We start from the raw sequence: 10,710 nt of genomic DNA, 5'->3' as shown, positions 1-10,710 counted from the left end.
AGAAAAAAGGGTATAACAAAAGCCCGCGGGTGAGAAGGATCCGCGGGCTTTTGCCTAAGTTTTAGCTTTTAATGGATAAGTTAAAAGTATTTGTTTGTAAAGTAATGTAAGTAATTTTTAAGTAGATTATTGTAAGAAAATCTGTAAGTTTAAAAGGGATTATTATCTAGTTAAGATTAGCCAACCTTAACTGGAGTTTCAGCTTCTTCACCCTTAACAAGTTCCAAGTTGTTGTCAAATGCCTTAACAACCATGTTGCGAACTGCGTGAGTAGTGTAGAAAGCAGTGTGTGGAGTTACCAAAACGTTTGGACGAGCGATCAAGTCAGCCAAACGTGCGTCTGGGAATTCCTTGCCTTCCCAGTCTTCGTTGAAGACGCCAACTTCACCTTCGTAAACGTCCATTACGTAACCGAAGAGCTTGCCTGAGTCCAAACCACGGATAACAGCGTCAGTGTCTACAAGTGGACCACGTGATACGTTAACAACAACAGCGCCATCCTTCATTTCAGCGATTGACTTGTCGTTGATCATGTGAACGTTAGCTGGAACGTCTGGTACGTGCAATGAGATAACGTCTGCTTGCTTGTACAAGTCGTCAAGTGAGTCTACGTAGTAGCCCTTCTTTTCAAGTTCTGGGTTGCGGAAGATGTCGTAAGCGATAACCTTAGCGCCAAAGCCTTCCATGATTTGCATAAATACTTGACCGATGTGGCCAGTACCTACAACACCAACAACTTGGTCACGAACTTCGCGGCCGATAGTTGGTGCCCAACGCAAGTCGTGACGAGCAACCTTTTCGTCCATCCGCTTGTCTTGGCGCAAGATACGAGCAGCTTGGATAGCAGCGTGTTCTGCGATAGCGTCTGGTGAGTATACAGGAACGTTAGTGATTTGGAAGCCAAGTTCCTTAGCCTTAGCCATGTCAATGTTGTCAACACCAACGTTACGAAGGCTCATCTTAGTGATGCCGTTGTCTGCCAAAGCTTGCAAAGTTTCAGCAGTGTAGTCGAGTTGTTGGTAAACAACAACACCGTCAGCACCCTTAGCCAAAGCGGCAGTTTCAGGAGTCAAAAGCTTGTCAGTGTATTCAACTTCAACGTCCTTGTGAGCGTCTTCCCATTCCTTCAAGAATGGCTTTTCATCTTCACGAATTGCGTAAGCAAAAATTTTAGTCATTATTGTCCCTCCGTTATTCTTGCTTTTACATTGATAATTTTAGCACAAATTCGGCTAGGAAAAAAGAAGAATGTGAGGCGATGAACAAGTTATTTTCGGTGTAAGCGCTAACTGTGAGAAAGGGCTTTACCCGAGACTTTGTGTAATGCTTAATTTTCACAAAGTCAGGAATGAGATGCTAGATTTCGCTAGTCAAGTTCATCATTTCCAGCAGACTTTGGGCGGTTGCTGAGCCTTCATTGCCCACTTTCAAGCCTGATCTTTGCAAGGCCTGGTCGATATTGTCGGTGGTCAGGATGCCGAAGGTTACCGGAATCTTGCCTTCCAGGTTCAAGGTCATGGCCGCATTAGTTACGGCGTTAATGATCATCTGGTAGTGGTCGGTTTCGCCCCGAATAACGGCCCCCAGGGTCATCAAGCCGTCGTACTTGCCGCTGTCAACCAGCTTCTTGCTTAGGTAGCCAATTTCAAAGGCGCCTGGCACCCAGTAAACGTCAATATTGTCAGCATTTAAGCCGAACTGGGTTAAAGTAGCGACTGCCCCGTCAACTAGCGCCTTGGTTACCAGCTCGTTAAAGCGAGAAACAACGATTGCTACCTTAAAGTCTGTCTTCTTGAATTGGCCTTGAATGGTGGTCATGAGAAAAATTCCTTCCTTATTGTGTATCTTTTTCTAGTTCTTCTTTTTTAGCTTATAAAGCTTCTTGGTCTAGTTTCAGCATGTGGCTAAAGCGTTCCTTCTTAGTGGCTAGATATTTGAGGTTGACCGGATTAGCTGGGATTTCCAGGGGTACCCGCTTGTGGATCGTGATGCCGTAATCTTCTAGCTGGCCGATCTTGTCAGGGTTGTTGGTTAACAGGTCAACTTCCTTAATGCCCAAATCCTTCAGAATTTCAGCAGCTACGTCGTAGTCCCGCTCGTCAGCCTGGAAGCCTAAGAGAAGGTTGGCATCGTAAGTGTCGTGGCCTTGATCTTGCAAGGCGTAGGCACGGAGCTTGTTGGTTAAGCCAATCCCGCGGCCTTCTTGGTTTAAGTAGAGGATGATGCCAGAGCCATTTTCAGAGATCTTCTTCATGGCTTGGTGCAGCTGTGGTCCGCAGTCGCAGCGCTTGGAGCCGAAGACGTCCCCAGTCATGCACTTGGAGTGGACTCTGAGCAAGACCGGCTTATTGGTGTCAAGCTCACCTTTTTGCAACACGACGTTGCCATGGCCGTAGCTCTTGATCTGGAAGTCACCGTATTCAGTTGGCAGCTTTACAAACTCTGGGCGCTTACTCGCCAGACTGCGGCAGTATTCTTGCAGGTCAGCGATGGTGAAGTAAGGCAGGTTGTATTCTGCAGCGATCTGCTTGAGTTCAGGCCGGCGTGCCATGTGGCCATCTTCTTTCAAGATTTCGCAGATGTAGGCAACTTCGCTTTCTCCAGCAAGCCGGGCTAAAGTTACAGAAGCTTCGGTGTGACCGTTTCTTTCCAAGACCCCGCCGTCTTTAGCAACTAATGGGAAGCAGTGGCCAGGCTTGAAAAAGTCTTCCGGCTTGGTTGAGTCATCAGCCAAGGCCTTGATGGTTGTAGCCCGGTCAAAGGCAGAGATGCCAGTGGTGGTCGTCTTGTAGTCCACGCTGACCGTGAAGGCCGTCTTAAAAGGATCAGTGTTGTCAACCCACATTTGTGGCAGTTCCAGTCTTTCGGCGATCTTTCTGCCGATGCTGGTGCAGAGCAGGCCTCTAGCGTGCTTGGTCATGAAGTTGATCTTTTCTGGAGTTACCTTTGAGCCCAGGCCAATCATGTCGCCTTCAGCTTCTCTGTCTTCGTCGTCAGCGACGATAACTAAGCCGCCTTGCTTCATCCATTCGATTGCGTCTTGAATTTTCTTTACATCCATGGTGATTTCCTCGTTATTGCTTTTGTCTATTTTTATTTTTTACTTCAAATTAGCTTCAACGTACTTGCCAATTACGTCCGTTTCCAGATTGACATAGTCGCCAGTTTCCAGTTTGGACAGGTTGGTTTCGTCCTGGGTGTGGGGGATGAGGCCAACTGAGAACTTGCCTTTCTTGGCCTGCATGATGGTCAGGCTGACCCCGTTTAAGGCAACGGAACCCTGGGAGATTAGCTGCTTTTTTAGTCTCTTGGGTCTGTCAAAAGTCAGTTCTAAGGCATTTTCGTTAACCTTTTTCTTTAAAAGCTGGATGGTGTCGTCGATGTGGCCGGTTACGATGTGGCCTTCAAAGCGGCCACCGGCAGCCAGGGCCCGTTCCACGTTGACCTGGTCGCCAACTTGGGAGTCTTTAAAAATGGTCTTGTTAAAGCTCTGCGGCATCATGGTAACGGTGAAGATGTTAGGCGTCAGTTCTTCCGCCGTTAAGCAGCAGCCATTGACGGCGATGGAGTCGCCAATCTTGGCCCCGGTTAAAAAGTCAGGCGTCGTCTTGATGGTCAAGGCCATGGTGTGGCCCTGCTTTTTAATTTCGGCCAATTCGGCCTTGCCGGTTACTAATCCACTAAACATGCTGAATCCTCCCGTAAATGCGGATGTTGTCGTTAAAGGTTTGAATCTTGGTGTCGGTTAATTGTAATTGCTCTTGACTGGCAACGCCGTTGGTTGTTTGCTTGCCCAGGTAAAAAGGAGCCAGGTAGGTAATCAGGTCATCGGCTAAGTCGGCGTCAAGGAAGGCCTTGGCCAGGGTTGGACCACCTTCTAAGTAGACGGACTGGATGCCTTTTTCCCCTAAGAGCTGGGCGATGTCCCGGGCCTTTCTGCCAGGCAGCAAGAACACATGGACATTGTCTGGAAAAGCCGTGTTGGCTAAGTCCTCGTTCAAGGTCAAGACCCAGGTTTCTGGTCCGGCCTGGAGGAGCTTGAGGTCTAAGTGGTCAAGGAGCCGTCCCCGCCGGTCAACCACCACCCGGATGGGCTGGAAGTCGCTGATTTTTGAAGACAGCAGGGTGGGGTTGTCGATAATGGCGGTTTTGGCCCCAACAATAATCGCTTGGTAGTCGCCCCGCTCTTTTAAGACCTGCTTTCTAACAGCCGCATTGGTAATGGGGGTGCGCTTGCCCTTAATGGCGACCTTCCCGTCTAAGCTGATGGCCTGTTTTAAGGAGATGTAAGGGCGGCCGTGCTCATAGTAGAAATTGTAGAAGGGGTTTAAGGCACGGGCTTCTTTGGCTAAAAGGCCAACTTCCACCTCAATTCCGGCGTCTTTTAAGATCTTGATCCCCTTGCCGGTAACCAGGGGGTGGGGATCCAGGGTAGCGACGACGACTCTTTTAAAGCCGGACTGAACCAGGAGTTCAGCACATGGAGGCTGCTTGCCGTAGTGGCTGCAAGGCTCCAAGGTAACGTAAATGGTTGAACCGAATAATTGCTCTGGAGTTAATTTATTAATGGCGTTCCGTTCGGCATGTTCACGGCCGTAGTGGTAGTGGCAGCCAGTGGCCAGGACCTGCCCATCTTTGACGATGCAGGCGCCAACGTGGGGGTTGGTCCAGGTATCATGACCTTCTTGAGCGGCCTGGATGGCCAGGCGCATGTAGTCTTCATCTGCCATTAAGATCACTTCCTTTGCAAAAATAAAAATCGAAAAATGATAAAAGAGAAAATAAAAAGAGCCTCGAGATTTCGAGGCTCTGAGTAACATTCAAAGTTAGAATAGCGTTAATTTGCATAATTTGGCCATGCCAAATAAAACAATATCGCTATTGTTGACTTCTCCCATCTAGACTGTAACTATCGGTACCTCCAAGAGGATTCCACCACAAATGTGGGTCGCGGACTTTACCGCCGGTCGGGAATTTCACCCTGCCCCGAAGAACATTTATTCAATTCACTAGTAACTATAGAAAACTTTTAAAGGTCTGTCAAGGGAATTTTTAACCGCTTACAGGAAAAGTGGGAGAGAAAATCTGTTACAATAGGCGAAGCTAAAGGATTTTGAGGTGGAAAAATGACAGCGAAAAAAATTATCCATGACCCCCTGTTTTTGAGTCAACCGGCAGCAAAAGCAACGAAAAATGACCTGCAAGTTGCCCAAGACTTGCTGGATACATTGATGGTACACCGGGAAAGCAAGGATGGCTTGCCAGCAGCGGCGGGCTTAGCGGCCAACATGATCGGGGAGAAGAAGGCGATCATTGCGCTCTTTGCGGGCTTTTTGCCAATGGTGATGCTGAACCCGCGGATTGTCCAAAAGAGTGGAGCATACTTGACGCAGGAGGGATGCTTGTCTTTAGAGGGTGAGCGACCGGTTCAGCGATATAAGGAGATTGAGGTCAGCTATCAGGATCTGGGGATGCAGGCCCACCAGCAGACCTTTACGGACTTCACGGCGGAAATTATCCAGCACGAGGTCGACCACTGCTTGGGGAAGCTGATCTAAAAGAAGCAAAAAAGTCGCGCCAAATGGCGCGGCTTTTTTAATCGGTCAAGTAGGAAATTGGCTTATTAACTTCAACCTTGGTGCCAGAATACTTCTTAGCAATCCACTTTTGAATCTGCTTGTTGTGGTACAGACCTACAAGCTTCTTGTAAGCGGCATTGTTCTTGTTCTTCTTGGCCGTAGCTAGCACGTTGATATTGTTCTTCGTGCTCTGGTTGATTTTTTCATGATAAAGCGAGTCTTTCAAAACGTTCAAGCCGCCGGAAAGGGCGATCGTGTTCCCAATCAAAACCGCGTCAACTGACTTGATCACTCTGGGGCCAGTGGTGTCATCGATCAGCTTAAACTTGAACTGCTTAGGGTTAGCAGCCACGTCGTTCACGCTGCCGCTTGCCACGTTGAAGTTCTTCTTCAGCTTGATCAGGCCGGCATCGGCTAGTAAAAGCAGGCCCCGTGCTTCGTTAGCGGCGTTGTTGGCTAGGGCAATGGTGGCGCCCTTTGGCAACTGGCTCAGCTTCTTGTACTTAGCCGAGTAGATGCCCATTGGCTCCAGGTAGGTCGTACCTAGCGCTACTTGGGTGCCGGCGTTATTTTTAGACTGGTTGTAAGCCTGCAAGTAAGCCCAAGAGGCAAAGGCACTAACGTTGATGCTGCCATCTGAGGTAGCCCGCAAGAGGCTTGGCCCGTCGGTAAAGGCCTTCACCTTGATCTTCAGGCCCAGCTTTTTGGCCTGGCTGGTCTTGGCGATGTGCTGCCAAACCTGAACGTCAGGGCCGATGGAGCCAATGGTGATGGTGGTTTGCTTGGTACTCGTCTGCTTGGAAGAAGAGAATCTAAAGGCGAAAAAAGCAAGCAGGACGATAATTACAGCAGAAACAATAATGATGATGCGGTTTCTTTTCTTCTTCCTCATGTTTTGGTCCTCGCTTAGTTAACTAGTCTTCTACAACGTGGCGGTTGAAAGGATCATCGCTGATCCCTTCTTTTAAGATGTCGTTGCACCATTCTTTGGCACTGAAGAGGGAGTGGTCACGGTAGTTGCCGCAGCTTTCGATGGTAGTGCCGGGCACATCTTCCCAGGTGATGTCGTCTCTGATGGCCTTGAGGGAGTCGCGCAAGGCCCGGGCAACTTCGGTCGTTGAGTGTTCACCCCAAGTAATCAAGTGGAAGCCCGTTCGGCAACCGAATGGGGAGCAGTCAATCACGCCGTCCAAGCGATCCCGCAAAAGGCTGGCCAGGAGGTGTTCAATCGTGTGCAAGCCGCCAGTTGGGATGGCGTTCTTGTTTGGCTGCACCAGGCGGAGGTCAAAGTTGGAGATCTTGTCGCCCTTCGGGCCTTCTTCGACCGTGATTAAACGGACGTAAGGTGCTTTAACTTTAGTGTGGTCTAATTCAAAACTTTCTACTTTTGCCATGATAAAACTCCTTTGAAACTATATAACATTTGGATGACTTTTTACTTTTGGAAAAAACGGGACAAAAAAATCCCTAAGCAAGATTGCTCTCGCTTAGGGACGCGTCAGCGTGTTACCACCCATCTTCACAACTTGCTCGCGCAAGCTGCCTTACTAAGTACGTTTTCATACTCGGATGCGGTATCGGGCATCGGGCGTAAGCAGCTCATTGTTCACCGCTTAGCTGACTCAAAGACCATGTTCACTGGCTTAGCTTCAGCGCCTTGCACCAACCGCGCCTCTCTGTAGAAGTGTCTACCAGTTACTTATCTTTTCTTCGTCTACGTGTTCTTCACTTTTTAATCATAGTATAATAAATGGCCAGCCTTGTCAAGGTAAAAAAATAGCCTCCACGTCGGAGACTATTTTTACTATTCAACAATTAAGCTTGCACAAAGTTGGCTTGCAAGTCAGCCAAGGCGTCTGGAGTCAAGGTCGTGTAAACAGAACCCTTAACGCCCTTGGAGTCTTCCAAACTCAGGTCAACGCCCTTGTCGCCGCTTGGGTCATTGCTTACAGCAACGCCGAGCAGCTTGTAGGCCGTTGAAGTTGGGTCTGGTGAGAAGAACAAGCGCTTCTTGCCATCGTATGATGAGTTTTCCGTGTACAGGTAAACCTTAGCCGGGCTTGACTTAACTGCCAAGTTCAAGTCGCTTGAGTCAACCTTGTTCAAAGTCAGCAATTCGTAGTGTTGTGCCAAGTGGCCGCCCATGCTTTGGAAGACAGCCAAGAACTTTTCAGTGGCTTCTGGATCAACTTCACCAAAGTCGATTTGGTCGCTTTCTTGAACCAAGGACAAGATCAACAAGTGCTTGGTGTCCTTGTCATAGTAAACGCTCAAGTTAGCTACGCCACCTGGCCAAGCAGCCTTGCCCTTTTCGTATTGGGTGAAGTAAACGTTGCTGTCGTTGTTGACAACCAGCTTGCTTGCGCCATCTACAGTTTCCAGACTAGTGACTGGCATTGGGGGAACGTAACTGTCCTTTTGCCGTGAAGCCCAAAGTGCTTGTTGCTTCTTCTTTTCTTTGCGTGAGCTAACAAACACGATTACGCCAATGATGATGATAAGTAATAAAAGTATCCAGCCCATATTAAACCTCCAGTGTTGTCACCTTTTAGCTGAAAAAAGATGCCTGATTAATTCTAAGTTAAAAAATGCTAGATTTGCTTTTGCTTAGCAAAGTCCTTATATCTTTTTATTCTACTACAAAAAGCCGAGTTAGCAAAGGTTAGCCCCCAAGTAAAAGTGAGAAAGTTAATAATTTTAACTTAGCCAGGACCAAAAACTAAAACTATTAGCTTATGATCCTTAAAGGCAAATTAGATTAACTTTTTTCTCTATTTGGCATTCTTTTGAATGCTGGTCTTTAAAAGCTCGATGTACTGGTTGGCAATCGGCGACAGGTGGTGGAGCTGGTTGACCAGGTAGCCCAGCTCAATATATTCGTCGCTGACCAGGGGCCGGGCGATGATGTCGTCCCCGTTTAAGTCGGCGTTGATGATCCCGGAGGAAATGGTGTAGCCATTGAGACCAATGGCCAGGTTGAAGAGGGTGGCCCGGTCGCTGACGATGATGGAGCGGGGGCTGGGCTGGTCGGCCAGGGTCTCTTCCCAGTAGTAGAAGGAATTGTGCCGGCCCTGGTCGTAGCTGAGCTTGGGGTAGGGGAGGAGATCCTTGAGCGTCAGCTGCTTTTTATTGGCTAGGGGATGCTTTTGATACAAAAAGACGTGGGGTTTGGCCTTAAAGAGGGGCGTAAAGAGGAGCTTTTTCTCCTTAAAGTTGCTGGTCAAGACCTGACGGTTGTAACGGCTGAGGTAGATGACGCCAACCTCACTTTTGAGCTGGGCCACGTCCTCGATTACTTCGTAGGTTCGCATTTCCTTCAAGCTGGCCTGGTAGTCACTGGGGCCGATCTCCTTTAACAGATGAACGAAAGCGTCGACGGCGAAGGCGTAGTGCTGGGCAGCTACGGAGAAAATTTTGGGCGCCGTGCTTTCCCCGTGGTAGCGGCGGTCTAGCAGGTCGACTTGGTCTAAGACCTGCTGGGCGTACTGCATGAATTCTTGCCCGTCTTCGGTCAGGCTGACGCCCTTTTTGCCCCGGACCAAGATGGTAATGCCCATCTCTTCTTCCAGTTGCTTGATCGCGGCCGACAGGGTGGGCTGGGCGATGAAGAGCTCTTTAGCGGCCTCGGTCATGTTGCCGAGGGAGACGACTTTTTGTAAATAGCGCAGTTGCTGCAGCTTCATGGTAGGACCTCTTTTCTTGGCTATCTATAGTCTAAAACTATCGTTGAGTGCTTTAAATAGCTATTTTTAATTGTAGAAAAAATCCCCTATAATAACAAGCATTAAGAACGAATTAAAGCGCAGCTTATTTTTTAACACTTGGAGGTAATCATTATGTCATACCCACGTTACGATATTGTCGGCAGTTTCTTGCGTCCAGCCAGCTTGAAGGAAGCTAGAGAGAAGTTTGAAAAGGGCGAAATCAGCCACGAAGACTTGAAGCAGGTTGAAGACAAGGAAATCGCCAACTTGGTAGAAAAGGAAGCCAAGGTTGGTTTGAAAGTTGTATCCGATGGCGAATTTCGCCGGTCCTATTGGCACCTGGACACCTTCTGGGGCTTTGGCGGCGTAGAACACGTCAAGGCAGAACACGGCTACTTTTTCCATGACGAAGAAACCAGACCTGACGCAGCCAAGGTGGTGGGTAAGTTGACTTATGAACCAGGCCACCCAGACGTTGAAGCCTTTGACTACTTGAAGCCGTTAGCTGAAAAGTACGGCGTGACTCCGCGGCAAAGCATTCCAGCACCGGCCCAGCTTTACTGTGAATTGATCTGCCGGAACGATGAGCTGATCTCGGCTACTGACGCGGTTTACCCAGACCGGAGCGAGCTGGCCAAGGACGTGTCCAAGGTTTACCGGGAATTGATCCTGGATCTCTACAAGCACGGTGCCCGCGACGTGAAGCTGGACGACTGTACTTGGGGCGTTTTGGTTAACGACAACTTCTGGCATGCCTTTGACGAAGGCGGTCGCTTGAGCCGAGAAGAAATTTTGCAATTATATAAGGAAATAAACGAAAATGCTTTGGTTGACTTGCCAAGCGACTTGCGGATTTCCACCCACATCTGCCGGGGCAACTACGATTCAACTTGGGCTTCAGAAGGTGGCTACGGCCCAGCTGCGCCATACGTTTTCAAGGAAAAGGGCGTGGATGCTTTTTACCTGGAATTTGACGATGAACGCTCTGGCGGCTTTGAACCGCTGAAGGAAGTGCCAGCTGACAAGGAAGTCGTGCTGGGTCTGGTAACGTCCAAGAAGGCGGAACTGGAAGATCCAGAAGACGTGAAGGCGAGAATCAAGGAAGCAAGCAAGTTCCACCCACTGGAAACGTCAGCCTTGAGCACTCAATGCGGCTTTGCGTCAACGGAAGAAGGCAACCACTTGACCGAAGACCAGCAATGGGCCAAAATCAAGTTGGTAGAAGACGTAGCAAAAGAAGTTTGGGGTTAGGTAATAGGCCAAGATCGAAAGATCTTGGCCTATTTTGTTTGGGCTGTGGCGTGGTAGTGGAGGTGTGAAGTCTCCTTTGTCTATCAACTGATTGGTGTGAGGTCTCCTTTGTCTATCAACTGCCGGACATGAGGTCTCCCCAGTATATCATCTAGTAGTCTGGAAGCTTTTTTAAA

At 48.7% G+C, this 10,710-nt stretch carries 11 protein-coding genes and 1 riboswitch; of the genes, 2 read left to right on the top strand and 9 right to left on the bottom strand.

Going from position 1 to position 10,710, the window contains the following annotated elements; genetic code table 11:
* Positions 1-176: 176 nt before the first annotated feature.
* The 5 genes from ACI4WN_RS00925 to ribD form a co-directional block, all read right to left on the bottom strand.
* Positions 177-1,178 carry a D-2-hydroxyacid dehydrogenase gene (locus ACI4WN_RS00925; protein ID WP_008460885.1) on the bottom strand — a complete coding sequence of 334 codons (1,002 nt, stop codon included), beginning with the start codon at positions 1,176-1,178 and terminating at the stop codon, positions 177-179.
* Between the two features lie 178 nt (positions 1,179-1,356).
* A complete protein-coding gene (gene ribH, locus ACI4WN_RS00920; protein WP_154487536.1) occupies positions 1,357-1,818 on the bottom strand; it encodes a 6,7-dimethyl-8-ribityllumazine synthase in 462 nt (153 codons plus the stop codon).
* Between the two features lie 52 nt (positions 1,819-1,870).
* Complete coding sequence (gene ribA / locus ACI4WN_RS00915; RefSeq protein WP_439776569.1) at positions 1,871-3,061, bottom strand: GTP cyclohydrolase II; 1,191 nt, start codon at positions 3,059-3,061, stop codon at positions 1,871-1,873.
* A 39-nt stretch (positions 3,062-3,100) separates the two neighbouring features.
* Positions 3,101-3,688, bottom strand: a complete 588-nt coding sequence (locus ACI4WN_RS00910; protein ID WP_439776568.1) for a riboflavin synthase — start codon at positions 3,686-3,688, stop codon at positions 3,101-3,103.
* On the bottom strand, positions 3,681-4,730 hold the full coding sequence (gene ribD / locus ACI4WN_RS00905) for a bifunctional diaminohydroxyphosphoribosylaminopyrimidine deaminase/5-amino-6-(5-phosphoribosylamino)uracil reductase RibD (RefSeq protein ID WP_439776567.1): 1,050 nt from the start codon (positions 4,728-4,730) through the stop codon (positions 3,681-3,683). Before ribD ends, ACI4WN_RS00910 begins: the two co-directional genes overlap by 8 nt.
* A 152-nt stretch (positions 4,731-4,882) precedes the next feature.
* Positions 4,883-4,998, bottom strand: a riboswitch (FMN riboswitch).
* A gap of 128 nt (positions 4,999-5,126) precedes the next feature.
* Here ribD and ACI4WN_RS00900 point away from each other — a divergent pair.
* Positions 5,127-5,558, top strand: a complete 432-nt coding sequence (locus ACI4WN_RS00900) for a peptide deformylase (RefSeq protein ID WP_439776566.1) — start codon at positions 5,127-5,129, stop codon at positions 5,556-5,558.
* Positions 5,559-5,595: 37 nt separating this feature from the next.
* On the opposite strand, the gene ACI4WN_RS00895 is transcribed toward ACI4WN_RS00900, so the two are convergent.
* The 4 genes from ACI4WN_RS00895 to ACI4WN_RS00880 all read right to left on the bottom strand — a co-directional run bounded on the left by ACI4WN_RS00895 (position 5,596) and on the right by ACI4WN_RS00880 (position 9,262).
* Positions 5,596-6,471, bottom strand: coding sequence for a MetQ/NlpA family ABC transporter substrate-binding protein (locus ACI4WN_RS00895; protein ID WP_008460873.1), 876 nt, complete (start codon positions 6,469-6,471; stop codon positions 5,596-5,598).
* Between the two features lie 22 nt (positions 6,472-6,493).
* Entirely contained in the window at positions 6,494-6,973 is a 480-nt protein-coding gene (locus tag ACI4WN_RS00890) for an S-ribosylhomocysteine lyase (protein WP_008460870.1), read from the bottom strand.
* A 421-nt stretch (positions 6,974-7,394) separates the two neighbouring features.
* Positions 7,395-8,102, bottom strand: coding sequence for a hypothetical protein (locus ACI4WN_RS00885; protein ID WP_439776565.1), 708 nt, complete (start codon positions 8,100-8,102; stop codon positions 7,395-7,397).
* 248 nt (positions 8,103-8,350) lie between these two features.
* Complete coding sequence (locus ACI4WN_RS00880; protein ID WP_439776564.1) at positions 8,351-9,262, bottom strand: LysR family transcriptional regulator; 912 nt, start codon at positions 9,260-9,262, stop codon at positions 8,351-8,353.
* 153 nt (positions 9,263-9,415) lie between these two features.
* Between ACI4WN_RS00880 and ACI4WN_RS00875 the strand changes: the two genes are divergently transcribed.
* Entirely contained in the window at positions 9,416-10,534 is a 1,119-nt protein-coding gene (locus tag ACI4WN_RS00875; protein ID WP_439776563.1) for a 5-methyltetrahydropteroyltriglutamate--homocysteine S-methyltransferase, read from the top strand.
* Positions 10,535-10,710 lie beyond the last annotated feature (176 nt).

It is taken from the genome of Lactobacillus sp. (assembly GCF_051893255.1).
Taxonomy (GTDB): domain Bacteria; phylum Bacillota; class Bacilli; order Lactobacillales; family Lactobacillaceae; genus Lactobacillus.
Note: the sequence above shows the minus strand (reverse complement) of the source record. Positions and strands in the feature narration are given on the sequence as shown.